The organism is Actinoplanes sp. NPDC048967, from assembly GCF_040649415.1.
Classification (GTDB): domain Bacteria; phylum Actinomycetota; class Actinomycetes; order Mycobacteriales; family Micromonosporaceae; genus Actinoplanes.
In genome coordinates this window covers 181,743-207,176 of record NZ_JBEZFL010000006.1, presented here as the reverse complement: position 1 = coordinate 207,176, position 25,434 = coordinate 181,743, and the positions used below count along the sequence as shown (strand labels likewise).

Sequence of the window (25,434 nt, the reverse complement as noted above, 5' to 3'; positions counted from 1 at the left end):
CTGTGTGTGGCGGAGCCCGTCGGACCGGGCCCCGTGGAACGACCCAAGGCTGCGGTGCGGGTGCGGGGGGCAGCGCGGGGTGGCGCGGGGGGAACCGCGGGGGGACACAGGTCGCGGCCCGGCGGGTAGCCGACAGACGGGTTGACCGTCCCGGCGCCGGAACCGACGCTGGAGAGCACGTCGCCCGTCGTGGGGCGAACCCTCCTGTCCCCGGCGCCGGAGCACCCACCATGCCTGCTTCGCTCGTCGCCGCACCGCGGCGCACCGGCCCCGGACCGGCCACCGGCCCGCCGCTGACCCGGTTCGTCGGCCGCGACACCGAGGTCGCCGCCCTGGTCACCGCCGTCCGCCGGACCCGGCTGCTGAGCCTGGTCGGCCCGGGCGGCAGCGGCAAGACCCGGCTCGCGCACGCGGTCCACGACCGGTTGAACGAGGAGGCCCGTCGCCCGACGTGGTGGGTGTCGCTGGCCCCGCTGGACCGGCCGGCGCTGCTGGTCGCGGCCGTGGCCGACGTCCTCGGCGTCGCCGAGGTGCCCGGCCGCTCGCGCCCCGACATGGTCGTCGCCCACCTGCGCGAACACCCGGGACTGCTCGTTCTCGACAACTGCGAGCACCTGGTGGCCGCCTGCGCCGGGCTCGCGGCCGACCTGCTGCGGGCCTGCCCCGGCCTGCGGGTGCTCACCACGAGCCGGGAACCGCTGGCCGTCACCGGGGAGACCACCTGGTGGGTGGAGGGCCTGTCCGTACCGGCCGACCTGCCCGCACCGAACGCCGCGGACCTCGCCGGCAGCCAGGCCGTGCAGCTGTTCGCCGACCGGGCCCGCCTGGCCCGCCGCGACTTCACGGTCACCGACGACAACGCCGCCGACGTGGCCCGGCTCTGCCGCCGCCTCGACGGCATGCCCCTGGTGCTGGAACTGGCCGCCGCACGCCTGCGGGTGCTGCCCCTGCCGCGGATCGTCGCGTTGCTGGACGACGCTGTTTCGCTGCTGGCCACCACCAACCGCGACGTGCCGGCCCGGCAGGCGACCCTGCGGGCCACCCTGGACTGGAGCTACGACCTGCTGCCCGGCCCCGAACGCGAGCTGTTCGCCCGGCTGTCGGTGTTCCGCGGCGGCTTCACCGTCGACGGCGCTGCCGCGGTCGCCGGCCAGGACGCGACCGACACCCTGGAACTGCTCGCCCGCCTGGTCGACAAGTCGCTGGTGCAGGCCCGCACCGACGCCGCGGAGGAGCGCTACCGCCTGCTCGAAGTAGTCCGGCAGTACGCCGCGGAGCGACTCGGTGATCAGCGCCGGGCGGTGGCGGCCCGGCACGCCGCGTACCTGCTCGACGTGGCCCGGCAAGCGGAGCGCGGGCTCAGCGGCGCCGACTAGCCACTCTGGCGCGACCGGCTGCACCGCGACCGGGGCAACCTGCGAGCCGCGCTGACCTGGGCGCGGGGCGACGACGGGCCGCTCGAAGTGCAACTGGCCGGAGCGCTGGGCCGCTACTGGCAGCTCACCGGGCAGTACGCGGAAGGCCGCCAGTGGCTGCACGCGGCCGTGTCGGGCGTGGACCGCGACATCGCCCCGGCCGCGCTGGCCAAGGCCCTGACCGCGCTGGGCCGCCTGGAATTCCTGCAATGTGACTACGCGGCGGCCGCAGCCCGCCTGACCCGGGCCCGGGAGCTGTTCGCGGCGGCCGCCGACGGGCGCGGCGTCGCCGAGGCGGTGCAGAGCCTCGGCAGCATCGCCCGGGAACGCGGCCGGTACGCCGAGGCCCGCGCGTACCACGAGGAAGGCCGGCAATTGTGGCGCCGGCTGGCTGAACCGGTCGGCGAGGCCCGGGCGCTGCAGCTGCTGGGCTTCACGTCGTGGCTGGAGGGTGACCATGCCCGGGCGGCCGAGCTGTCCGGCGAGGCGCTGCGCCGGTTCCGCGAGCTGGGCGACACCGAGGGCGTCGTCGGTGCCCTGATCGACCTGGCCGCGTCGACCTTCCGCGGGGGCGATCCGGACGGTGCCGTGCGGCTGCTCCGCGAGAGCCTGGCCGACGCCGAGCGGATGGGCCTGCGCGAGGCGACGGCCTGGGCGAACGAGCAACTCGGGCTGATCGCGGAGGCGTCGGGCGATCGGGTGGAAGCGGTGGCCCGGCTGCGCCGGAGCCTCACGGTGCATCACGAGCTGGGCGATCGGTGGCGGACGGCCAGCGTGCTGGAGGCGCTGGCGGGGGTGGGGGCTGATGCCCGTACCGGGGCGCGGCTGCTGGCCGCAGCCGACCGCCTGCGCCGAAAGCTGGGCACGCCACTGCCGCCGTGCGACCGGGCGGACCACGACCGGCGAGTGCAGGGGGTACGGGCTGAGCTGAGTCAAGCGGACCTCGAACGGGCCGCGCGGGAGGGCGCGGCGCTGACGGTGGAGCAGGCCGTGGCCGCGGCGACCTCCTCGCCGTCCGTCCCGGCGTCCGCCCCACGCCTGGTGCCGCGGGCCGGGCTGTCGGTCCACGCGCTCGGGCGCAGCCGGGTCGAAGTGGACGGCCGGGCGCTCGGTCCCGAGGACTGGACCTACGCCAAGCCCCGCGAGCTGATGTTCTACCTGCTCACCAGCCCGGGCAGCATCAAGGCGGAGATCGGACTGGCGCTGTGGCCGGAGGCGTCCGCGACCGAGCTGCGCAACAGCTTCCACACGTGCCTGAAGTTCCTGCGCCGGGCCCTCGACGGGGCCGCGCGGGTACGGTTCGCCGGCGGCGCGTACCACCTGGAAGCGGTCGGCACCCTGCGCTACGACGTCCCGGACTTCCGAACGGCGGCCCGGCGCGCCGGAATCGATGCCCTGACCAGGGCCGCAGCGTGCTACCCGGGTGATTTCCTGACCGACACCCAGGTCGGGGCGTGGGCGGAACCGCACCGGGAAGAGCTGCGCAGAGAGTACGAGCACGTGCTCCGCAACCTCGGCGGCCTGCTGGCGCGGGAACAACGCTTCGTCGAAGCCGCGGACGTGTTCGCGCGGCTGGTGGCGCACGATCCGCTGCTGGAGGGGGCGCACCGGGCTCTGATGCGCTGCTATGCCGCGCTGGGGGAGCGGGGGCGGGCGCTGCGCCAGTACGAGGAACTGGTCAGGGTGCTGGAAGCCCAGCTCGGGGCGCGTCCGGCGCCGGAGACCACGGAGCTCCACAGCAGACTGCGCGGTCTGTCCCGGGCGGCATGATGCATCTTTTACCGGGTTCACGAATGGGTGAGCGGCGCCCGGCCGAGTTCTGCGGCGGCGGCGGTGCGGTGTTAGCTTCCGATTGGCGGGTAGGAATGAATCGACAGCCCGGGTAAATGATCGAGTGGGGGTTCGCCGTGCGCCGGAATGTCGCTGGAGCAGCAGCTCAGCGCATTTACCGGCTGCTGGTGATGATCGGGCTGATCGTTGCCGCCTACTTCGCTCTGAGCGTCATTGATCACGCTGCGCGGGCTGACGCGGGTGTTATTGATCGCGGCGGAAAAGTCGGCGTCACGGAGGGTGGCCCGGATCTCGCAGACAATGCGAAAAAGGACCGCGCGGCGTCGTTGATCTCTGTTTCGAAGATCCATGGGGGTAAATCTGTAGAATCTTCGGATCGGAAAGCGGTTTCTGCTGGGCGGACGGTTCCTCGGGTGCGGAAGGCTGCGCTTTCCCTGGAGGATCGGAAGGTTCCGGTGCCGGGGCGGGCTCGGGTCTCGAAGGCTGGTGGCCGGGACGTCGGCGGTTCCCAGGCGGGTGGGCGGCGGGTTGCCGCGGCCCAAGCTCACCAGTCCAGGTCTGACAGCCGGAAGGTCTCGGTCTCGAAGGTCTTGGCTTCGAAGGTCTCGGTTTCCAAGGTCTCGGTTTCCAAGGGCTCCGTCTCCAAGGGCTCGGATTCGAAGGTCTCGGTTTCCAAGGTCTCGGCTTCGAAGGTCTCGGTTTCGAAGGTCTCGGTTTCCAAGGGCTCGGCCTCCAAGGTGGAGGCGGCGGAGGGGCGGGGTTCGAAGGCGGATGGTCGGAAGGTCACCGCTGCGAACGTCGAGGCGGGGAAGGTCTCGACGGCGGAGGTGCGGAAGGGTCTGGTAGCGGAGGCGGCCGGGCGGACGAGCGCTCGTTCGGGGTCGAGGGCTTCTGCGACTGCGAAGGCCGACCGCCGCAAGGCCACCTCTTCCGGTTCGGGTGAGCGTGAGGATGCGGGCCTGAAGGCCGAAGGCCGCGAGGCCGATGCACCTCAAGGGACGGCGCGGAAGGGTCTTGAGATCACCGCTCCCAAGACGGACGCGGGTTCGAGAGCCCAGAGCCGCTCGGATGCTGCATCCGAGGTGGTTCCTGTAGGCAGGACGCCGGTGGCGGTCCGGCGCCTTCCTGATGGTGATACCGACCTCACGGGGAAGCGGACGCCGACTGGCCGCCCGGCGAAGCCCGCCGCGGATGAGCGGTCTGGCCGCCCCGCGGGATCGCCGCGGACCGATCCTGCTCCGGCAGATCGCGATCCGGGCTCGCCCGTCGTATCCGGGCCGTCGCGACTGCCAGCGTTGCCGATCAGCCGCACGCTGCTGCCGGCTGTCCGCGACATGCCGGCGGCGCCCGAACTGCCTGAAGCGCCCCGGTCGCCCGCGGACGCGAGCGCCCCGGTGCATCCTGGTCAGCCTCAGTTGCCTGCGAAGCCGGAACGTGTGCCAGCCCTTCCCTCTGCGCCCACGCTGCCGGAGCAGCCCTCGGTGCCGGCGCAGCCCGAGCGGCCTTCGTACCCCGTGTCGCCCACGTTGCCCGCCAACCCGGCGCTGACATCAGGGCCGGAACCTCCGGCAGTCAGCACATTGCCCATTAGGCCGGCTCTGCCCGCGATGCCGGCTCTGCCTGCCATTCCTGCGTTGCCGGCCGTGCCCGCCGCGCCTGCGCTGCCAGTCTTGCCCGCCTTGCCTGCGCCGCCCGCCATTCCTGCGTTGCCGGCCGTGCCCGCCGCGCCTGCCCTGCCAGCCGTGCCCGCCGCGCCTGCCCTGCCGGCCGTGCCCGCCGCGCCTGCCCTGCCAGCGTTGCCCGCGTTGCCGCCCGTGCCCGCGGCGCCCGCATCCTCGCTCGTGCCGTGGCATTCAACCTTGCCTGCGCTGCCTGCGCTACCGGGCCTGCCTGCGCTGCCTGCGCTACCGGGCCTGCCTGCGCTGCCTGCGCTACCGGGCCTGCCTGCGCTGCCTGCGCTGCCTGCGCTGCCTGCGCTGCCTGCGCTACCGGGCCTGCCTGCGCTGCCCGCGCTGCCTGCGCTGCCTGCGCTACCGGGCCTGCCTGCGCTGCCCGTGCTGCCCGCGCTACCGGGCCTGCCTGCGCTGCCCGCGCTGCCCGCGCTACCGGGCCTGCCCGCTCTGCCCGCGCTGCCCGGGCTGCCGGGCCTGCCTGCGCTGCCGGGCCTGCCCGCGCTACCTGAGCTGCCGGGCGAGCCTGCGCTGCCGGGCATGCCTGCGTTGCCCGCCCTGCCCGCCCTGCCTGCGCCGTCCGAGCTGCCGAACCTCCCTCAAGCGCCCACCCCGCCACCCACACCGGTCGCCCCTGCGCTCCCAACGACGCCCGCGACACCGGCAACCCCGCACCTCCCCACGCTGCCCGCCAACCCCGTGCCGCCCACCGCCCAAGAGAAGCTCCAGGCGCAGACCACCACCACCGAGCCGCGACGAGAAGCAACCCGCACCCCGGCCCACCCGGCGTCGGCCCTGTTGCGGACCGGCGCGATGCCCGCACTCGACCTGCGTGACACACCAACCCCGGCCACAGTCGGCCACGGCGGGCACGCCAAGCCTCAGGCTTCGAACTTCCCCACCCCGCCGCCCGCCCCACCGCACCAGCCCTCTGACTCCGCCGGCACGGGCCACGCCCGCGATGCCGCCGGCACCGGCTCGCCCGCGGCGGGTACCGTCCCGTCGTTCTGGCGTCCCGAGATCTCCTCCGGCACCCTCTCCTCAGCCGATGACACCTCCGCCCACGGGCGGACCGTCCGCTACAGCGGACCTCCCAGCTGATCGCTCTCCCTCCGGGGACAGGAAACAGGCCACGCCGGTCCGCAGACGGACCCGCGATCGGCCGTCCGCCGGCTTGCGTGCTCCGCCGCCACCGTGGCCGAGCCCGTTCAGCTGCCGGCATTCCCACCGCGAAGCTTTGACCCTGGCTGGGAGGCCATTGTGATCCGCATTCTGCTCGTCGAGCCCGTCAACCTGCTCCGCGGCGCGCTCGCTACGACCTTGTCGCTGGAGGAGGACTTCGAGGTGGTCGCCGCTCTCGGCTGCCTCGACGAAGCGCTGGACATGGCCCGCGCTGTTCCTCCGGACGTTGCCGTGGTCAGCGTTGATCTGCTGGCGGATGACGGGCTCCGTACCATCGACCGGCTCACCGCCGAGTTGCCGGGCTGCGCCACGCTGGTGCTGGCCGGGCCGGAGGCTCCGGGGCGGCTCAGCCGCGCCCTGGAGGTTCAGGTACGCGGGGTGGTCGGCACCCAGGCCGCGCCGTGTGAGCTGGTCCGGAGTATCCGGCAGGTGGCCGGGGGCGAACGGGTGATCGACGCGAGCCTGGCCGTCGCCATGGTGGCCGCTCAGCGCAGTCCGCTGTCGCCCCGGGAACTGGACGTGCTCAACGCCGTCGCCTCAGGGCTGCCGTCGGAGGAGGTCGCCGAGAAGCTGCATCTGACGGCGGGCACCGTCCGGAACTACATCTCCGCCATTCTCCGCAAGACCGGCGCCCGCAACCGGCTGGAGGCTGTCCGGCTGGCCGAGGAGGCCGGGTGGTTCCACTGACTCGGCGTCCCAGTGGCCGGCGATCTCGCGGTACAGCGGTGAGCTGAGCCGCAGCGACCTGTCCGTTCCCAGGGTCGCCTCCTTGCCGTCCAGCAGCAGGATGCGGCGGGCCCGTACGGCGGAGCTGACCCGGTGGGCGACCACCACCAGGGCACCGGGGCGGTCGGCGAACGCCCGTTCGGCGCGGGCCTCGCCGGCCGCGTCGAGGTGGCACGTGGCCTCGTCGAGGAGGACGAGCCGGGCCGGGGAGAGGTACGCCCGGGCCAGCGCGACGAGTTGCCGTTCGCCCGCCGACATCATGTCGGGGGTGATCGGCGCCTCGTAGCCGCCGAGGCGGGCCACCAGGTCGTCCGCGCCGACGGCGGCCACCGCGTGGTCGATGTCGCGGCGATCGGCGTCGGGGTGCAGGTAGCGGAGGTTGTCCAGCAGCGTGCCGCTGAACACGTACGCCTCCTGCGGGATCAGCACCCGGTGCCGGGCCAGGGTGCGGGGGTCCAGGTCGGCGATCGGGGCCTCGCCCAGCCGGGCCTCGCCCTGCCGGGGTCGCAGGGTGCCCGCCAGGAGCGCGACCAGGGTGGACTTGCCGATGCCGCTGGGGCCGACGACGGCCAGGTGGTCGCCGTCGGTGATGGTCAGGTCGAGGTCGCGGACCACCGGCTCGGCGTGGCGGCTGTAGGAGAAGGTGACGTTGCGCAGGCTCACCTCAGCATCGGCGGGTTGCAGCACGGTGGTGAGCGGTGCGGGTGCCGGCCGCCTGCCGGCTCGCAGGATGCGGTCGAGGGTCACGGTGAGCCGTACGCCTCCGCCGCCCAGGCCGCCGATCAGGGTGTTCAGGGCTGGTTGGACGCCGTGCAGCAGGTAGGTCAGGGCGCCGAGCACGGCCCCGGCGGTGAGGCCACCGCGGATCAGCGACGGTGTCGCCAGCAGCACGATGACCACCGGGAGCCAGCCGGCCAGGGCGAGGCTGAGTCCGCGTACGGCGGTCATGCGCACGACCGAGCGTTCCGCTGAGGCCTGGGCGTCGACCGGGACGGCGAGGTCCGTGGTCATCCGGTCCTCCGCCCCGCACGCGACCACGTCCCGCAGGCCCGCGAACGCGGAGCCCGCCTCGTCGGCCAGCTGCTCGTCGGCGGCCACGTACGCGCGCTGCCGGGCCACCATCGCCGGCAGCGTCACGGCGAACAGCGTGAGGCCGGCCAGCATCGGCACCGCCACGGCCAGGGCGATCGGCGGGGCCAGAGCGGCCAGGCCCAGCAGGGCTCCGGTCACCGCGAACAGGAAGCCACGCACCGTCATGACCGCGCCGGCGAAGGTGTCACGGACGATCTCCACCTGATGGGTGAGCCGGGCGACGGCCGAGCGGTCGGCGGCGCCGCGCAGCGCACCGCCGACGACGTGGGCCACCAGCTCGTCGCGCAGCGGCTCGGCGAGGCCGGCGAGGCAGCGGTAGGTGTTGCGGGTGCCGTACGCGCCGAGCATCACCGCCGCCGCGAGCAGGCCCAGCCAGGCCAGGCCGGTGTGCGGGTGCCCGGCCAGGAAACCACGGTCGACGGCGCGGGCGATGACCTGCCCGGACAGCACGGCGGGCACCGCCTCGACGGCCGACCACCAGGCGAGCCGGGCCAGGGGGGCGGGGTGGCGGCGGAGGAACCGCAGCAGATATCTCATCGGTCCGCTCCGGCGAACAGCTCCCGGTAGGCGCGGTCCTGCCACAGCACCCGGTGCTCCGCACAGCCGCGGAGCCGGCCCCGGTCGAGCCAGGCGACCCGGTCGGCCCGGGCGGCGGTGGCGGCCCGGTGGGTGACGACCACCCGGGTACGGCGATCAGCCGCATCCAGCAACGCCCGCCCGACCTCGTACTCGGTCACGGTGTCCAGGCTGGAGGTGGCATCGTCCAGCACCAGCAGCCGTTCCGCCCCCAGCGAGCGGGCGATGCCCAGCCGCTGCACCTCGCCACCGGACAGCGGCGTGTCAGCGAGCCGGGTGTCGTAGCCGTCGGGGAGGCGTTCGACGACCGTGTCCACGCGGGCTGCCCGGGCGGCGGCGCGTATCCGCTGCCCGGTGGGGGAGCCGGGGCCCAGGGCCAACGCGGAGCCGACGCTCGCCCCGACGAGGACGGGCCGCGCGAAGGCGTGCCCGATCGCGCGGCGCAGGGCGTCGTGGTCCACCCGGGGCAGCGGCACGCCGTCGAGGAGCACCTCGCCCTCGTCCGGGTCGAGGAGCCGCCCGCAGGCCCCGGCCAGGGTGGACTTGCCCGCGCCGGACCGGCCGACGACCGCCACGGTGGCGCCCGCCGGGATCACCAGGTCGATGTGGTCGAGCACCGGCGGGTGATCCGCGCCGGCCGGATGGCGCACGGTGACTCCGCGCAGCTCCAGGCGGCCGTGGCCGGGTGGCAGGTCCTGGCCGCCGTACTGCTGGAGGGGCTCGGCCAGGATCTCCGCGGTGCGGCGGCAGCCGGCCCGGCTGCGGGCGATCCGGCCCAGCACACCGACCACCCCACCGAGCCCGGCGCCCAGCGCCACGTATTGCAGGGCGGCCAGCACCGCGCCGGGGGTCAGACGGCCGGCGCTCAGCGCGAGCCCGGCGACAGCGACGACGGCCAGTTGCATCAGCGGTGCCAGCAGGACTCCCTGCGCGGCGGCCCGGCCGATCGCGTCCCAGGTCCGGGCGCCGTGCCGGCCGAGGTCGGGCAGGGGCCGCAGCACCCGCCGGATCTCCGGCTCGACCGTGCCGGCCGCGGCGATCGTGCGCGCGCCGGTCAGTGCCTCGGTCAGCCGGGCGGCGATGTCGCTCTGGGTGCGCTGGTAGCGGGTGGTCGCGTGGGCCGTGTCGACGACGTACGTGCGCAGCAGCAGGGTCAGCACGAGCAGGCCGGTGACGAAGGTGGCACCCAGCCACGGGTCGATCAGGGTGAGGGCGACCAGGCTGCCCAGCGGGGGCACCAGCGCCGTGCCGGCCAGGGCCACGGCGGCACCGGCGCCGGCCGCGCTGGGAACCTGGCCGACCAGGCGGCTCACCAGGTCGCCGGCCGGGTGCCGGCGGGCGGCGCCGGGGGCGAGCGCGAACACGTGCCGGACCAGGGTGTGCCGCAGCCGGGCGGTGGCCCGGGCGGTGCTCAGGCCGGCCGCGAGACCGGTGAGGATCTCGGCGACGGCGATGACGACGATCAGGGCGACGGCCGCGGCGATCCACCGGCCGGGCCGGGCACCGGGAGTCAGTGCCGCGTCGACGGCCGCGCCGAGCGCGGCCGGGAGCAGCAGGTCCGCCGCGGCGACCGCGAGGGCCGCCAGCACCAGGACGGCAACCCACGGGCCGCCGTGCCGTACGGCCCGGACGAGCACCCGGTCACCGGTCACGGCGGACATCACGCCTCCTCGAGGTCGGTACGACAGGAGTGGCCCCGGAGCCGGGACAGGGTGTCCCGGTCCGGGGCCGCGCTCAGGACCGCCGGTCAGTTACAGGTCGTGACGCTCAGCGAGCTGTCGCCACAGAGCAGCAGGCTCGCCCGGCTCCCGCCGCCGCCGCCGGCGTTCTTGGCCTCGGTGGACAGTTCCATTCCCTGCAGGTCGAGAAGTGCCATGGTCGTTCTCCTCCTTGCTCGGTGTTGCCTTCTCCCCGCCCGGTCGGGCGGAAGTCATCGGGTGCCGGCCGGTCGCGGGGACCCGGCGGCCGGCGTGAGGAAGGGCAGGTCCGCGGCGGGTTCGTGCGCCGCGGCGCCGAGGGCGAGCAGCACGCCCGCCGATCCGGTCGCCAAGTCCATCGACAGCCGCAGCAACTGGTCGCCGGGGAAGGCGAGCCCGCTGCGGAACGGCACGGCGTGCCAGGTGAGGTTGCGCAGCTGAAGGGCCAGCCGCTCGTCGTCACGGTCGTGCCCGGCGAGGTAGCGGATGATCCCGGCGCGTCCGGCGAACAGGCCGGCCTGGGCGTAGAAGGGGGACCGGGCGGCGAGGCTGATCGCGGCGCCGGCCCGGGCCAGGCCGTCGTCGGCGCGGTGGGCCAGCACCTGGTCGAGGACGATGCCGATGCCCACGCTGCCCTGGGCCAGGTACGGCATGGTGCGCCAGCCCTCGTTGACCTCCAGCGCGCCGTCGGGGCGCACGACGCAGCGGTGCAGGTCCTGGCGCAGCGCGGTCACGGCCCGGTCGAGCAGCGTGGGGTCGCCGGTGCGCTCGTACATGCGCAGGAACAGCAGGGCGGGGCCGGTCCAGCCGTGGGTGAGACCGGCGCGGGGCTGCCGTCCGCCGCTGACGGCCAGCTCGGCGGCCGGGGGCTCGTCGGTGGCGATCTGCGCCAGCCGTCCGGAGACCAGGTCGGTGGCGCGCCGGGCGGCGTCGTGCAGGGTTGTCTCGCCGGTGGCCTCGGCCAGGTGCAGCAGGTTGAGGCCGATCCCGGCCAGGCCGCTCATCAGATCGGGGCCGAGCTGCTCCCACTGCTCGCCGAGACAGCGTTCGACCACGTCGAGGGCTTCCTGGCGGCGGTCCAGCTCGTGCAGGACGTACGCGACGCCGTGCAGCCCGTCGTAGAGGCCGAGCCGGGAGCCGGACTGCGGGTGCAGGGCCCGCCGGATCAGCCACTCCTCGAAGCCGGGGAACGGGCCGGCGCCGGTGACGGCGAGGGCGTGCAGCACCCCGGCGGCGCCGTACGCGAGGTTCAGCCCACCGGAGTGGAACTGCTCGATGTCGCCCGGGAACAGCCGGTCGTCGCGTTGTGGGGTGGCGCTGTCCACGATGGCGTCGGTGAGCCGGCGCATCATGGCCGGCCCGGACGGGTCGGAGCGCTGCTGGGTGCCGCCGTGCGGGCCGGCCGGCCGGGCGGTGATGGTGGCGACCGCCTCGCTCAGGAACTCCTCCGGCACGTCGAAGTGCTCGGCGATCACGGCGGCGAAGTCGCGGGCCTTCTCCGGCGCCAGCCGCAGCATCGCGGTCAGGGGCAGGAACAGCGCGAGCCGCAGGCAGGCCAGGGCGTACCGGTCGACGTCGGGTCCGGTGACCCCGCGGGGGGCCGCGAAGCCCTGGTTGCGCAGGCCGGGCCGGCGATAGCCGTCGGCCGGGCCGGCGACCTCGAAGTCGATCAGCACCGCTGTGTCGGCGTCCGGGCCCTCGGTGCGCACCAGCACGTTGAACAGATGTAGGTCGCCGTAGACCAGGCCGCGCTCGTGGATGGCGTCGACGGTCCGCTCGATCTGGCGGTAGATGTGCAGCGCCCACCGGGTGTACGCGCGGTAGTCCTCGGCATTCGCCTCCGGGTCGATCAACGGGTAGCGGTCGACCAGCAGCTTGTTGAGCGGCTTGGCGTCGATGTGTTCCAGGGCCAGGAACTCGTGCTCGCCCAGCCGGAACCGGTCGTGCACCCGGGGCACGCTCGGGAGGTCGGACAGCCGTTCCAGCGCTGCCTGCTCCCGGCCGAGCCGGGCGATCGCGTCCACGCCGTCGGCGTCGAGGCCGGCGTGCGGCCGGGCCTCCTTGAGGACCACGGGCTCACCGGTGCGGGTGTCGGTGCCGCGGTAGAGGCCGCCGCCGTTGGAGAAGTGGATGACCTCCTCGATGGTGTACGGCAGGTCGACGACGGTCGTGGCGTTGCGGGCGGCCAGGTGCGCGCCGAGGAACGGTGGCAGCGACACCCACTCCGGGGTCCGGAAGACCGGGTCGCGCCGGTCGGGCACCAACGTGCCGGACGGATCGGCGATGGCCGGCTCGACCACGCCGTCGGCGACGCAGTACCGGGCGGCGAAACCGCCGTAGCGCACGTGCACGGGTCCGTCGCCCAGCCGCAGGTCACTGAGGATGTACGGGCCCGGCTCGCCGTCGAGCCGCTCGCTGAGCTCCTTGCAGACGACCTCCAGCTCGGCGTCGTCGCGCGGGTAGACGGTGATGAACTTGCCGCTGGTGCCGCGCCGGGCGTACTTGGCGTTGCGCATCAGCAGCGCCGCCCGGCCGTGGATGAACTTGAACGGCAGGCCGCGGTCGTGGCAGTAGCCGAAGACCTGATCGAGGATGCGCTCGGCGTTGTCCAGGCAGGCGGAGATGTGGATCTTCCAGCCCTGCTCGGGCAGCTCGCCGCCGGCCGGTCCGTAGATCAGCCAGTCGTCGAGGGTCTCGCGCTGCCAGCCCTCCGGCACCGGGCGCCGGGCCGCGGCGAACCAGGTCGCCTCGGGCCGGGCGCTGGTCAGGGAGTCGTAGAAGTACGGATCGGTGACACAGAACCGTTCGTAGTGCTTGTCCATCGCCCGGCTCCCCTCGTACCGCTCCGTGTGCTTTCCTGCCTCTCAGTCTGGTCAGGCGGAGGGAGCCGGCGTAGTGAGCGCTGTCATCAGGTCAGGGTGTGATGCGTGAGGGAGAACTGCTGACATCCGTCACGTTTGGACGGCCACATAGCTCACAGGCAGGCGCGTCGGCCCGTAGACGGCCTCGGTGGGCGCCAGCCGTTCCGCCTCCCCGGCCGCGGTCAGGCCGCGCAGGTGGGCGGCGAGGCGGGGGAGTGCCTCCTGCAGCTCCACCCGGGCCAGGGCCGCACCCAGGCAGTAGTGGATGCCGCCGCCGAAGGTGAGCTGCCCGGAAGGTTCGCGGCGGATGTCGAAGGTGTCGGCGCGGGCGAAGACGGCGCTGTCGCGGTTGGCCGACCCGGTGATCGGCAGCAGGCACGTCCCGGCCGGGAACACCGTGCCGTGCAGCTCCACGTCGGACTTGGCGATCCGAGGCACGCCCAGCAGCGCCGACGGGCAGAACCGGACGACCTCCTCGGCGGCGTTCGCGGCCAGGTCCGGCCGATCGGCCAGCAGGCTCCACTGATCCGGGTACGCGATGAAGGTGTCGACCGCCTGGGCCAGCTGGAACTGCACAGTGCCCTGACCCGCGGACAGCATCGTGATGACCATGGCGCGCAGCTCGGCGTCGTCGAGCAGTTCCCCGGCCTCCTCGGCGAGGATCAGCGCGCTCAACAGGTCCGCACCCGGTGCGCGGCGGCGCGTCTCGATCAGCCCGTCGATGAACAGGTTCAGGCTGTGCACGGCGGTCTCGATGCGCTCGGCGTGCTCGGCCACGCTGAAGCCGAAGATGAGCCCGACGTCGTGCGCCCACCGGTTGACCCGCGCGCTGTCACCCTCCGGGATGCCGATGAACTCGCACACCACCCGCAGGCTGTACGGCTCGGCGAACGCGGCCACGAAGTCCACCCCGTCGGTGCCGGCCATGGCGGCGATCAGCTCGTCCGCGCAGGCCCGCACGCTCGGGCGGAAGTCCTGCACCCGCCGTACCGTGAAGGCCTTGCTCACCAGCCGGCGCAGCCGCTGATGGTCCTCGCCGTCGGCGTTGAGCAGGAAGCTGCGCATCGTCTCGACCAGCGGCCCGTCGGTGATGCCCTGCAGCGCCAGGAAATCCACCCCGGGGGTCCGCAGCTGACGCATCCCCAGCAACGTCTGCACCGGCTCGTGGCGCAGCACGGCCGGGCCGACCGGGGACTGCGCCCACCAGCTCTGCTCGCGCAGGGCGGCCAGCACCTCGTGCGGCCGCGAGCGGAACTCATCGCCGTACAGGTCGAGAACCGGTGTCGACACGGGGTCCGCCTTCGTCCCGGCGGCCCGCCCACCGGGCCGGTTGTCCCCGAGCATAGGGGCGTCCGGCGCCGGCCGGTGTCACCCGGAATCGGTATTGCGGGCCGCCCACATCTCCCGGGTCATCTCGTACTCGACCTCGCCCCGGTCCGCGCCGGGCAGCGGGTCGTCCCAGACCGGGAAGTACGTGCGCACGTAGCGCATCCCGACGGCGGCCATCACGCCTCTCGACCCGGCGTTCACCGCCATGGTCTGGGCGATCACCCGGGTCTGCCCGACGGTCCCGAACGCGTGGGCCAGCAGAGCTCGGGACGCCTCACTGGCCAGTCCCTGCCGCCACCAGCGGCGCAGCAGGCGGTAGCCGAGCTCGGCGACGGCCGGGTCGTCGGGCTGGTCCGGCCCGTGCGCCGGCGGCAGCATCATGAGCCCGACGAACTCGTCCTCGTCGCCGGGGGACCGGTACGCCATCCAGTAGCCCAGCCCGTCCACCTTGCGTCCCAGCGCCATCCGCTCGGCGTGGGCGGCGACGACCTCCTCGCGCGGCCGCGTCCGGCCGAAGATGTAGCGCAGTACCTCCGGATCCGAGTCGAGCTCGACCTCCTGGTCGAGGTGCCGGTCGGCCAGGGGGACGAGCACCAGCCGCTCGGTCCACAGGATCGGTTGTGGCATCCCGCCACGATCACACACCGCCCGGGGCGGCGCGAGGCGATTCCGGGCCCGTCCACCGACCGTTGACAGTGGACTCGGCGGCTGATGAGGATGACGGGGTGTCAGCTCACCTCAGCCGGCGTCACGTCCTGCGGATCGGCGGCGCGACCCTGGCGGTCACCGCGGCCGCACCGGCCCTGCCCGCGCTCGCGGCCGCCGCCGTGCAGGCCGATTTGGTCGTCTACGGCGGGACGGCGGCGGGTCTGGTCGCCGCGGTCCAGGCCCGGCGGATGGGCCGTACCGCCGTGGTCGTCGAGCCGGGCCTGCACCTGGGCGGTCTGACCACCGGTGGGCTGGGCTTCACCGACAGCGGCGTCAAGGAGTCCATCGGCGGCATCGCCGGGGAGTTCTACCGCCGGGTGTACGCGAAGTACAACGGCACGGTCGTCACCCCCGCCTCTCCGGCCCGGTTCATCTTCGAGCCGCACGTGGCCCGCGCGGTGCTGGACGACCTGCTGGCCGAGGCCGGGGTGCCCGTCTACCTCGGGGCCCGGCTGAGCTCGGTGACCCGCTCGGGGGGCCGGATCACCGAGCTGGTGACCGGCAACGGCCAGGTGTTCCGCGGGCTGATGTACGTCGACGCCGGCTACGAGGGTGACCTGATGGACCGGGCCGGGGTCAGCTGGACGCTGGGCCGGGAGGCCAACACCGAGTACGGCGAGACGATCAACGGCGTCCAGCTGCGGGACCAGCACCAGTTCGACCGGCCCGTCGATCCGTACGTGGTCGCGGGCAACCCGGGCAGCGGGCTGCTGCCGGGCATCTCGGCGAGCCCGGTGGCGCCGAACGGCACCGCCGACGACCGGATCCAGGCGTACAACTTCCGGATGTGCCTGACCCGCGACGCCGGCCGCGTCCCGTTCCCCAAGCCGGCCGGTTACGACCCCGCGGAGTACGAGCTGCTCCGGCGGTACATCGAGGCCGGGCACGCCGGGCCGTTCTTCACCACGCAGAGCGTCGGCGGCGGCAAGACGGACTCCAACAACAACGGCGCGGTCTCGACCGACTTCATCGCTCGCAACTACGCGTACCCCACCGCCGGTCCCGCCGCGCGGGAGGCGATCGTCGCTGAGCACCGGACGTACCAGCAGGGCCTGATGTGGTTCCTCGCCAACGACCCGGGCCTGCCCGCTCCGGTCCGCACGGCGACGGCGTCCTGGGGGCTGCCGGTCGACGAGTTCACCGCTTCCGGTGGGTGGCCGCCGCAGCTCTACGTCCGCGAGGCGCGGCGGATGCGGTCGGCCTACGTGATGACCGAACGTGACTGCCGGGGATCGACGCGCGCCGGTGATCCGGTCGGGCTGGCCAGTTACACCATGGACTCGCACAACTGTCAGCGGGTCGTCGTGGGCGGCGCGGTCCGCAACGAGGGCGACGTGCAGACCGGTGTGCCGGGACCCTTCCCGATCAGCTACCGCTCGATCGTGCCGGCCCCGGCGCAGTGCGCGAACCTGCTGGTGCCGGTGTGCCTGGCGGCGAGTCACATCGCGTACGGCTCGATCCGGATGGAACCGGTCTTCATGATCCTGGCCCAGTCGGCGGCGACCGCGGCGGTGCTCGCCATCGACGCGGCGGTACCGGTGCAGCAGGTGAGCTATCCCGCTCTCGAGGCCCGGCTGCGCCAGGACGGCCAGCTGCTGCGGTGGCCCCTGACCGGCACCGGCGAGGTCATCGTCGACAACGCCGCCACGACCGGGGTGACCAGGGCCGGCACCTGGGTCCGCAGCACCGCGACCGGCGGCTTCCACGGCCCGGACTACGAGCACGACGGCAACACGGCCAAGGGGGTCAACCGGCTGCGGTTCACGCCGGCCCTGCCCGCCGCCGGCAGCTATGCGGTGTACCTGCGGTGGACCGCGCACGAGAACCGGGCGGGCAACGTGCCGGTCGACGTCGTGCACGGCGGCGGCACCACGACGAGGACCGTCGACCAGCGGGTGTCCGGTGGTCAGTGGGTGTCGCTGGGCACGTTCACCTTCGCCGCCGGCAGCACCGGGAGTGTGCTGATCCGGACGGAGTCGACCACCGGCTACGTCGTTGCCGACGCCGTACGCTTCGTGCCGGCCTGATGCCGCGCCCCCGGGCTGTCACGGCACTGCTTGCGAGGGCGCCGCGACGGTGAGCCGCCGCAGCTGCCGGACCACCGGCAGGGTGAGCAGCAGTCCCAGCACCGGCACGAGGAAGGCGATCCGCAGCCCGACCGGCTCGGACAGCAGGCCGAGCAGGACCGCGCCGATCAGCGCGCCGCCGTAGTTGAACAGGTTGACCCGGGCGATCACCTCGTCGCTGTTGCCGGGTACGGCGTGCCCGGCGGCGCTGAACGCCAGCGGCACCAGCACGCCCACCCCGAGGCCGGTCAGGGCGAAACCGGCGACGGCCACCGCGACCGACGGGACCGCGACGACCAGGCCGCAGCCCACCGCGCAGACCAGCAGGGACGCGCCCGCGGCGGCGACCACGCCGGTGCGGGGCACGACATGGTCGCCGACCAGCCGGGAGACGAGCACCGCGATCTGGTACGCCGCGTAGCCCAGCGGCGCGACGGAGTCCGCGGCCAGCAGCGTGTCGTGCAGGTACACCGAGCTCCAGGTGCTGACGGCCGAGTCGGCGAGGAAAGCGGTGAAGATGAGCGCCCCGCAGATGAGCACGACCCGCCGGCTGCCGTCGCGCGGGTGGCGGTGCCCGGTCAGGTCGGGCATGACAGTGCGCGCGGGTTCGTAGCCCCGCCAGCCGGTCAGCGCCACCAGGACGGCGAACCCGCCCGCGACGCCCACGGCCACGCCGGCGCCGGCCCCGCTCGCCACGAAGGCCGACATCAGCAGCGCGGCGACGAAGGCGGCGGCGGTGTACGCGGCGAAGAGCCGGTTCATCACGCTGCGGCCCAGCCGGGCCTGGACGAGCACACCCTGCATGCTCAGCGAGGCGTCGACGGTGCCCAGGCCTACGCCGTACGCGACGAGGACGGCCACGAACACAGCCGTCGGGGTGGGGAAGGTGGTGAGGCCGAGCGCGACGCCGATCGTCACCAGCCCGCCGGCCAGGGCGAAGCGGCTGCCCCACCGGGCGGCGACCGCGTCCGCGACCAGTGAGCCGCCGGCCGCCGCGACCACGACGAGCAGCAGGATCGCCGACACCAGGGCGTCGTCGAGGCCCTGGCGCTCCTTGAACATCGGCAGCGCGGTGACGACCGCGGCGTACCCGAGGCCCTGCGCCGCGTAGCCCGCGCCGATCCACCGGGCCCGGGTGCCACCGGAGGGTTCCGCAGCTGTCATCCGGGTGCCGACCGAGAAACGATCTCCATGGCCGCACACTCTGGCACGTGCGCGCCCGCACGTCGATAGGGCTTCTTGACAATCGCGCCACGAGACCGGAATCATTCGTTAACGTCAATGTTACCGGTCACATCCGCTCCTGTGAGGTGCTCGTGAGACGTCGTACTCTGCTGTCCGCGCTGGGGGCGAGCGCTGCCGCGGGCGCCTTGGTCCGGCCGGCCGCCGCCCAGGCCGCCACCTACTCCGGCTACGCGATGGCCTACTTCACCGAGTCGCCGTCGATGAGCGCCGCAAGCTACAACCTGCACCTGGCGGTGAGCAGCGACGGCCTCGACTGGACCCCGCTCAACCAGAACCGGCCGGTCGCGACACCGACCGCGGGCAGCGGCGGGCTGCGCGACCCGTTCATCCTGCGCAAGCAGGACGGTACGTTCACCGTGCTGGCCACCGACCTCAACGGCACGAACTGGTCCTACCAGAGCCAGTACCTGCACGTCTGGGACTCCTCGGACCTGCGCAGCTTCCGCAACTACCGGCTGCTCAAGGTGCACTCGCTGGCCACCCACGCCTGGGCCCCGGAGGCCTTCTGGGACGCCGCCCGCGGCCGCTACGCCGTGGTCTTCTCCGCCGTGGTCAACGGGCACAACGTGCTGATGGTCTCCTACACCGCCGACTTCGTCACCGCCTCGGCGCCGCAGGTCTTCTTCGACCCCGGCTACGACGCCATCGACGGCAACTTCGTCACGGTCGGCGGTGTCACCTACATGTACTACAAGAACAACACCAACAGCACGCTGCTGGGCACCCGGTCCACCTCGCTGAACCCGGGCAGCTTCAGTGTCTACACCGGCGCGATCGGCCCCGGCCGCGGCGTCGAGGCCCCGCAGATCGTCAAGTCCAACAGCGCGAACGTCTGGTACATGTGGGGCGACACCTGGAGCCCGAACGGCCGGTTCTACTGCTGGCAGAGCGGCGACGTCGCGGGTGGCTCGTGGAGCCTGCTCAACGACCGCGCGTACACCCAGCCGCTGAACTCCAAGCACCTGGGCATCACCGCGATCACTGCCGCCGAGCTGTCCGGGCTCACCGGCACGTGGGGCACGCCGTCCTGGAACCGGCTCAAGTCGTACAACTTCCCGGACCGCTACGTCCGGCACGCCGACGGGGTGGGGCGCGTCGACGCGTACCCGTTCGACCCGTATCAGGATCAGCTGTGGACGCTGGTACCGGGCCTGGCCGACCCGGCCGGGGTGTCGCTGCGGTCGGTGAACTATCCCGACCGCTACCTGCGGCACGCGAACTACACGCTGGTGCTCGACGCGAACGACGGCACCAGCGGCTTCCGGGCCGACGCCACCTTCCACCGGGTCGCGGGCTGGGCCGACGCCGGCTGGACGTCACTGCGCTCGCACAACTTCCCGGACCGCTACGTGCGGCACAGCGGCTACGTGCTGCGGATCGACCCGATCACCGGCAGCTCGTCGGGCACCGACAAGCAGGACGCCACGTTCCACATCGGCTACTAGCCAGGGGGTGAGGACAAAGAGGCGCCGCTGCGAATTCCACGGGGGAAGAACTCGCAACGGCGCCGTGGGACCAACTTAAACGACAACGCCCGGCGCTGTCTAACCGGTGGACTATCCACTTTCGGTCGTGTCGTCCTCGGCGCGCACCTTTTCCGGCGCGGGCGGGGTGCCGGGGGCGGTCGGACCGCCCAGGACGTCGAGCATCTGCAGCACCTGGCGGCGTACCGCCGGGGTCATGTCGCCCGCCCGCATGGCGATCATGCGGACCTGCCGGTCGGCGAGCTTGCGGCGCAGCTCCCGGGCCTCCGGGTCGTCGTCGGCCGGGCCGTGCTCGCCGAGCAGGAACGAGGCGGTGACCGGCGGGCTGCCGGGCGAGCGCCGCTCGTCGAAGAACTTGGCGATCGCCTTGAGCACGGCGACGGTCGGGTTGGTGTTGGCCCCCGAGCGCAGTGTGGCGAGATACACACGCGAGACGCTGGTGTCGTGGGCCGGGTCGTCGGTGATCGCCCGGGCCACCTGCGGGGTCGAGTACCCGCGGGTGCGCCCGCGGTCGTCGACCCAGGTGACGGTGGCGAACAGCTCGTTCAACCGGGCTGCCACTGTGGCCGGCGGCCGGCCTGCACTGTCGGACATGTCGTCGAGGCTCCCACGCCTGTCGTCATCGGTTGACCGTCGGGGCCGCGGATCCGCCTTGACCGGTGTCAGCCGTTAAATATAGTGTCGCAAAGTATTTGCGTGCCGACAGTGGACAACGCGGGCCCGTTCCGACCGATCACGGGGCGGCCGAGACCGGGCCCGCGCCACGCCGCGGCGCCCGGGACGTCACCGCATGATCAGCTCCCGCGAGATGCCGGCGAGCCGGCGCGCGTCACTCTCCAGATCGTCCCCACCGGGCACCAGCACCGGGTCCGCGTCCACGATGGGGCTCTCCGCCTGCCTCGCCCGCAGCGCAGCACGGATCACTGCGGCCCACTGCTGCTCGTCGCGCGGGGCGTCCGCGGGGATCTCGAAGTACGGCCCCAGCAGCACCAGCCCGTCGCGGATCTCGACGACCCGCCGGTAGAAGCGGTAGTGGCTGCTGTCCCAGCCGAGCCGGCCGCGCCACGGGACGGCGGGCACCCGACCCAGCACGAGCTGCGGGAACGCCTGATCCACGGCGGTCCACAGCGGCTCCAGCTGGCGGTAGTAGCGCCGGTGCGCGCGCCACAGCGGCACCGAGACCAGCATGCCGACAACCGCCGCGTAACTGACTCCGACCACGAAGGCGAGCGCACCCGTGGCGACCCCGGTCAGGTAACCGAGGGTGAGGACGCGGACGGCGGCCGGGGCCGGCTCGACAAAGGCCTGGAGCAGGGCCAGCACCGACTTGGTGGCGTCGGCCACCAGGAAGGCGCAGACCGCCACGCTCAGGATGATCAGACCGCGGCGCAGCCGGGCGGTGCCGGCGGCGCGCACGTACGCGATCGACCAGCGCAGCGACTGCGAGTGCGCATACGCCATGTAGCCGAGCACGGCCACGACGAACACGGTGGCGTGCGGGTTGGCGCCGTTGGCCGTCTCGGCGGGGTCGGCGCGCACCGCGGGCGGGGCCAGGGACCAGGCCACGACCGCGATCAAGATCCCGGCCGCCAGCGGCACGGCCTGCCCGCGTACGGCGCGACGGGCAGCCCTCCCGCGCATGGAGTACGTGAGGAACGCCAGCAGGAAGTACGCCGCGGTCATCGTGCCCACGTTGACCACGAGGCTGCGTACCCCGGCCCCCGCCCGGTCGAGCAGCGGCTCGAGCGGCGGCAGATTGGCCGTGAAGCTCAGGGTCGCGCACACCACGCAGGCCGCCACCGCACGCAGCGGCAGATCCTCCGGCGCGCGCCGGAGCTGGACGACCTTGTTGAGCACGCCGATCCACAGCGCCGCGGCGATGACAGCGAGCAGGACGGGCGCCACTACAGCCAGCCCTGATGGTGCGACAGTGCCGAGCCGAGCCGCTCCGCACCGGCGGGATAGAGCGGGTTGAGAACGCTGGCCCACTCCAGGATGACGGTGGCGATCAGCTCCGCCTCCCGCTCGTAGGCCGAGTCGTAGCAGGTGCGGCGCAGCGCCCGGGTGCTGCCGCCGGGGCGCTCGTCCGGGCTGAGCGCCGCCCAGGCCTGGTCGTCGCCCTCGTCGCTGGGATGGTCGGCGATGAGGTGTCCGATCTCATGCAGGATGATGTGATCCTGGTGCGGACGCGTGGTCTCGCGTTGGTAGAAGATGACGTCCATGGATTCCGTCATGAACCAGAGCCCGAACGGGCCCGGCACCTTGATCGGATGGTCCACCAGCCGGATCGGGCGGCCCCGCTGCCGGGCCAGCCGCGCACACAGCTCCCGGACGTCCAGGGGCGGCCGCACATCCAGCTCACGCAGCAGCGTCCGGCACCGCTTGCGCAGCCTGCGATCGCTCACCCTGAAGCCCGCCCCCTCGCCGCCGGTGAAGTCATCGAAGGATATCCAACGACCATGACGAAAGTACTCATCGCCGGCGGCGGCGTCGCCGGGGCCGCGACCGCGCTCGCCCTGCACCGGGCCGGGATCTCCGCGAGCGTCCACGAGGCACACCCGGCCGGCGGGGACGACGCCGGCGCGTTCCTGACCGTGATGGCCAACGGGATGGCCGCGCTGGAGTCGATCGGCGCCGGCCCGGCCGTCATGGCGGCCTCCTACCCGGCCGCGGCGGTGGAGCTCTTCGATGCCGGGGGCGCGCATCTGCAGCACCGGGCGATCGAGGGTACGGCCCGCACCCTGAGCCGCGCGGCCCTGTACAGGGTGCTCCAGGACCTGGCGATCTCCCGGGGCATCCCGGTGGTGCACGGCAAGCGCCTGATCGACGCCGCGACCGTCGACGGTGGCGTCGAGGCCCGCTTCGCCGACGGCACCCACGCCCGGGGCGACGTCCTGATCGGCGCCGACGGCATCCACTCACCGACCCGCCGCCTCATCGACCCGCAGGCGCCGACCCCGCGCTACACCGGCCAGCACGTCGTCTACGGCTACGCGGACGGCAACCCGGCCGGCAGCGCGCCGGACGCGTACCACATGGTCTTCGGCGCTCGCGCCTTCTTCGGTTTCACCGCTCCCGGCGACGGGCGCACCTGGTGGTTCGCCCGCCTCACCGGCGACAGCCGCCCCGCCGGGACGACGGCCGCGCAGTGGCGCGAGCTCGTCCTCGACGCCGTACGCGACGACGCCACCCCCGCGGCGGCGATCATCGAGGCGACCGGAGGCGACGTCGTGGGCGGCGACTCCTACGACATCCCGACGACGCCGAGCTGGCACAACGACCGGATGGTGCTGGTCGGCGACGCCGCGCACGCCGCGTCCCCGGCGGCGGCCCAGGGCGCCTCGATGGCGCTCGAGGACGCCGTCGCGTTGGCCGCCGCTCTGCGGGAGCACCCGGAGCCCGCCACGGCGTTCGCCGCCTACTCGGCGCGGCGCCGCGCGCAGACCGAGGAGACGGTGGCGGCCAGTGCCCGGATGGGCCGGCCGACCGCCTGACAATCCCCCTCGTTCTGCCGCATAGTGACGGGGGTCACCTCAGGCGCAGAACCGTGGACAGCTGGGAGTCGTCTTGCGTGGTGTGAGACGAAGCCCGGCCGCGGCCGACGAGGAGACCCTGGTGCGCCGGACGGCCACCGGGGACCGGCCCGCGTTCGACGAGCTGTACCGCCGCACCTCGCCGTGGCTCGCGGCGCGGCTGCGACGCCGGTGCGCCGACGAGGACGTGGTCGCCGACGTGCTCCAGGAGACGTACCTGGCGGTCTGGCGGGCGGCGGGCAGCTTCGCCGGCGCGGCCACCGAGGGCAGCGCGGTGGGCTGGCTCTGGACGATCGCCGCGAACCGGCTGGTCGACGCGTTCCGCCGGCGGGCCCGGCAGGCCCAGCTGCCGGCGGTCCCGCTGACCGCGTCGACCGCGCCGGCTGCCGAGGACGAGGTCATGGCCGGTCGGATCGGCCAGGAGCTGGAGCAGGCCCTGCTGGTGCTGCCGGCCGAGCTGCGCGTGGTGCTGCGGTCACTGGTCCTCGACGGGTTGTCCGTACGGGAGACGGCTCTGCTGCTCGGAGTGCCGGAAGGCACCGTGAAGTCCCGCGCCCGGCGGGCCCGGATCGCCATGCGGGAGGCCCTGTCCTGACCGTACGGCTCGCCGCGGCCACCGGTCCCACGCCGACAGGACCTACGACCCTTGGGCCCGAGCCCGGCGCGGGGTAGGAAGAAGGCATGATTCGTGTCTTCCTGCTCGACGACCACGAGGTCGTCCGCCGTGGCCTGGCCGACCTGCTGCACGCCGCCGGGGACATCGAGGTGGTGGGGGAGTCGGGGCTGGCGCAGGAGGCGACCCGCCGGATCCCGGCGCTGCGGCCGGACGTGATGGTGCTGGACGCGCGGCTGCCCGACGGCAACGGCATCGACGTGTGCCGTGACGTGCGGGCGGTGGACTCGTCGATCAAGGGGCTGATCCTGACCTCGTACGAGGACGACGAAGCGCTGTTCGCGGCGATCATGGCCGGTGCCGCCGGATACGTGCTCAAGCAGATCCGCGGCACCGACCTGGTCGACGCGGTCCGCCGGGTCGCCACCGGCCAGTCGCTGCTCGATCCGGCGGTGACCCAGCGGGTCCTCGAACGCATCCGGCACGGCGTCGAACAGCCCCGGGAGCTGGCCGCGCTGACCGATCAGGAGCGGCGGATCCTCGAGTTCGTGGCGGAGGGGCTGACCAACCGGGAGATCGCGGGCCGGATGTTCCTGGCCGAGAAGACCGTCAAGAACTACGTGTCGAGCCTGCTGGCGAAACTGGGCCTGGAGCGGCGTACGCAGGCCGCGGTCCTGGCGACGAAGCTGCTCGGCGACCACCCGCACTGACGGGTCATCACGGGCGGGCCGGCCGGCCCTACCGGCGGCGGCCGGTGCGGGGGCACGGTCGGGGCAGAAGCGGAGGAGGAGGACCATGAACCTCGTCGTCAAAGGCCTGGCCGGAGCCGCACTGCTGGCCGCCGTCGCCTACGGACCACCGGCCCGGCGGTGGTATCTGACCTTCGGCGCCACGCCGGAAGAGGTCGCCGCGGCCATGCCCGGCGACGAGCTGCTGGCCGGCACCGATCTCGTCTCCACCCGCGCCGTCACGATCGACGCGCCGCCGGACGCCGTCTGGCCCTGGCTCGTGCAGATGGGCAGTCACCGCGGCGGCGCCTACACCTACGACTGGATCGAGAACCTGTTCGGTCTCGACATGCACAGCGCCGACCGCATCCTGCCGCAGTTCCAGCAGCTCACCGTCGGCGACGTGCTGCCGCTGGGCGCGGACGGCCCGGACATGCGGGTCGAGATCTGCGATGCGCCCCGCACGCTGGCCTTCCGCTCCGCCGACGGCACCTGGGTGTGGATCTTCGGGCTGTCCGCCCACCGGGGCGGAACCCGGTTGGTCAGCCGTAACCGGATCGCCGTGCCGACGGCGTCGCCCGTTCGCCGGCTGGTGAGCCGGGTGGTGCTGGAGCCGGGCAGCCTGATCATGGAACGCAAGATGCTGAACGGCATCCGGGACCGCGCGGAGGCGGACCGGCCGGAGCCGGGGCTGGTGCCGGCGTGACCGTGGTGGGCC

The 25,434-nt window shown here is 73.4% G+C and carries 21 protein-coding genes and 1 pseudogene; 10 read left to right on the top strand and 12 right to left on the bottom strand.

The window, feature by feature from the left end:
- The first annotated feature begins 230 nt into the window (after window positions 1-230).
- Together AB0C12_RS26525 and AB0C12_RS26520 are read left to right on the top strand one after the other, a co-directional pair.
- Window positions 231-1,376, top strand: coding sequence for an AAA family ATPase (locus AB0C12_RS26525; RefSeq protein ID WP_360552383.1), 1,146 nt, complete (start codon window positions 231-233; stop codon window positions 1,374-1,376).
- 87 nt (window positions 1,377-1,463) lie between these two features.
- Entirely contained in the window at window positions 1,464-3,185 is a 1,722-nt protein-coding gene (locus AB0C12_RS26520; protein WP_360552381.1) for a BTAD domain-containing putative transcriptional regulator, read from the top strand.
- 71 nt (window positions 3,186-3,256) lie between these two features.
- Here the strand turns inward: AB0C12_RS26520 and AB0C12_RS26515 are convergent, their stop codons facing one another.
- Window positions 3,257-3,556, bottom strand: coding sequence for a hypothetical protein (locus AB0C12_RS26515; RefSeq protein ID WP_360552379.1), 300 nt, complete (start codon window positions 3,554-3,556; stop codon window positions 3,257-3,259).
- A gap of 194 nt (window positions 3,557-3,750) precedes the next feature.
- Entirely contained in the window at window positions 3,751-4,125 is a 375-nt protein-coding gene (locus AB0C12_RS26510) for a hypothetical protein (RefSeq protein ID WP_360552377.1), read from the bottom strand.
- Between the two features lie 1,135 nt (window positions 4,126-5,260).
- Here AB0C12_RS26510 and AB0C12_RS26505 point away from each other — a divergent pair.
- Window positions 5,261-5,977 (top strand): hypothetical protein, encoded by a 717-nt coding sequence (locus tag AB0C12_RS26505; RefSeq protein ID WP_360552376.1) that lies wholly within the window; start codon window positions 5,261-5,263, stop codon window positions 5,975-5,977.
- Window positions 5,978-6,136: 159 nt separating this feature from the next.
- Complete coding sequence (locus AB0C12_RS26500; RefSeq protein WP_360552374.1) at window positions 6,137-6,745, top strand: response regulator transcription factor; 609 nt, start codon at window positions 6,137-6,139, stop codon at window positions 6,743-6,745.
- A 225-nt stretch (window positions 6,746-6,970) separates the two neighbouring features.
- On the opposite strand, the pseudogene AB0C12_RS26495 reads toward AB0C12_RS26500, so the two are convergent.
- From AB0C12_RS26495 to AB0C12_RS26470, 6 genes and pseudogenes are all read right to left on the bottom strand, one after another.
- Window positions 6,971-7,732 (bottom strand): annotated as a pseudogene (locus tag AB0C12_RS26495) (ATP-binding cassette domain-containing protein); the annotation flags it as partial.
- Window positions 7,733-8,409: 677 nt separating this feature from the next.
- Window positions 8,410-10,113 carry an ABC transporter ATP-binding protein gene (locus tag AB0C12_RS26490; RefSeq protein ID WP_360552372.1) on the bottom strand — a complete coding sequence of 568 codons (1,704 nt, stop codon included), beginning with the start codon at window positions 10,111-10,113 and terminating at the stop codon, window positions 8,410-8,412.
- 86 nt (window positions 10,114-10,199) lie between these two features.
- Window positions 10,200-10,328 carry a SapB/AmfS family lanthipeptide gene (locus AB0C12_RS26485; RefSeq protein ID WP_360552370.1) on the bottom strand — a complete coding sequence of 43 codons (129 nt, stop codon included), beginning with the start codon at window positions 10,326-10,328 and terminating at the stop codon, window positions 10,200-10,202.
- Window positions 10,329-10,382: 54 nt separating this feature from the next.
- A complete protein-coding gene (gene lanKC, locus AB0C12_RS26480) occupies window positions 10,383-12,971 on the bottom strand; it encodes a class III lanthionine synthetase LanKC (protein WP_360552368.1) in 2,589 nt (862 codons plus the stop codon).
- Between the two features lie 129 nt (window positions 12,972-13,100).
- Entirely contained in the window at window positions 13,101-14,300 is a 1,200-nt protein-coding gene (locus tag AB0C12_RS26475; RefSeq protein ID WP_360552366.1) for a cytochrome P450, read from the bottom strand.
- A 78-nt stretch (window positions 14,301-14,378) separates the two neighbouring features.
- Window positions 14,379-14,966 carry a GNAT family N-acetyltransferase gene (locus tag AB0C12_RS26470; RefSeq protein WP_360552364.1) on the bottom strand — a complete coding sequence of 196 codons (588 nt, stop codon included), beginning with the start codon at window positions 14,964-14,966 and terminating at the stop codon, window positions 14,379-14,381.
- A gap of 98 nt (window positions 14,967-15,064) precedes the next feature.
- On the opposite strand from AB0C12_RS26470, the gene AB0C12_RS26465 reads away from it, so the two are divergent.
- On the top strand, window positions 15,065-17,074 hold the full coding sequence (locus AB0C12_RS26465) for an FAD-dependent oxidoreductase (protein ID WP_360552362.1): 2,010 nt from the start codon (window positions 15,065-15,067) through the stop codon (window positions 17,072-17,074).
- Between the two features lie 18 nt (window positions 17,075-17,092).
- Here the strand turns inward: AB0C12_RS26465 and AB0C12_RS26460 are convergent, their stop codons facing one another.
- Window positions 17,093-18,277 carry an MFS transporter gene (locus AB0C12_RS26460; RefSeq protein ID WP_360552360.1) on the bottom strand — a complete coding sequence of 395 codons (1,185 nt, stop codon included), beginning with the start codon at window positions 18,275-18,277 and terminating at the stop codon, window positions 17,093-17,095.
- A gap of 152 nt (window positions 18,278-18,429) precedes the next feature.
- Between AB0C12_RS26460 and AB0C12_RS26455 the strand changes: the two genes are divergently transcribed.
- On the top strand, window positions 18,430-19,803 hold the full coding sequence (locus tag AB0C12_RS26455) for a glycoside hydrolase family 43 protein (protein ID WP_360552358.1): 1,374 nt from the start codon (window positions 18,430-18,432) through the stop codon (window positions 19,801-19,803).
- 111 nt (window positions 19,804-19,914) lie between these two features.
- Here the strand turns inward: AB0C12_RS26455 and AB0C12_RS26450 are convergent, their stop codons facing one another.
- The 3 genes from AB0C12_RS26450 to AB0C12_RS26440 all read right to left on the bottom strand — a co-directional run bounded on the left by AB0C12_RS26450 (window position 19,915) and on the right by AB0C12_RS26440 (window position 22,247).
- Window positions 19,915-20,403, bottom strand: coding sequence for a hypothetical protein (locus tag AB0C12_RS26450; RefSeq protein WP_360552852.1), 489 nt, complete (start codon window positions 20,401-20,403; stop codon window positions 19,915-19,917).
- 222 nt (window positions 20,404-20,625) lie between these two features.
- Entirely contained in the window at window positions 20,626-21,747 is a 1,122-nt protein-coding gene (locus AB0C12_RS26445; protein ID WP_360552356.1) for an MAB_1171c family putative transporter, read from the bottom strand.
- Window positions 21,747-22,247, bottom strand: coding sequence for a hypothetical protein (locus AB0C12_RS26440; RefSeq protein WP_360552354.1), 501 nt, complete (start codon window positions 22,245-22,247; stop codon window positions 21,747-21,749). The genes AB0C12_RS26445 and AB0C12_RS26440 overlap by 1 nt, the downstream gene beginning before the upstream one ends.
- 54 nt (window positions 22,248-22,301) lie before the next feature.
- On the opposite strand from AB0C12_RS26440, the gene AB0C12_RS26435 reads away from it, so the two are divergent.
- From AB0C12_RS26435 to AB0C12_RS26420, 4 genes are all read left to right on the top strand, one after another.
- Complete coding sequence (locus tag AB0C12_RS26435) at window positions 22,302-23,336, top strand: FAD-dependent monooxygenase (protein ID WP_360552352.1); 1,035 nt, start codon at window positions 22,302-22,304, stop codon at window positions 23,334-23,336.
- Window positions 23,337-23,418: 82 nt separating this feature from the next.
- A complete protein-coding gene (locus AB0C12_RS26430) occupies window positions 23,419-23,970 on the top strand; it encodes a sigma-70 family RNA polymerase sigma factor (protein ID WP_360552350.1) in 552 nt (183 codons plus the stop codon).
- Window positions 23,971-24,056: 86 nt separating this feature from the next.
- A complete protein-coding gene (locus tag AB0C12_RS26425) occupies window positions 24,057-24,698 on the top strand; it encodes a response regulator transcription factor (protein ID WP_360552348.1) in 642 nt (213 codons plus the stop codon).
- An 85-nt stretch (window positions 24,699-24,783) separates the two neighbouring features.
- On the top strand, window positions 24,784-25,422 hold the full coding sequence (locus tag AB0C12_RS26420) for an SRPBCC family protein (protein ID WP_360552346.1): 639 nt from the start codon (window positions 24,784-24,786) through the stop codon (window positions 25,420-25,422).
- The last annotated feature ends 12 nt before the right edge of the window (window positions 25,423-25,434 follow it).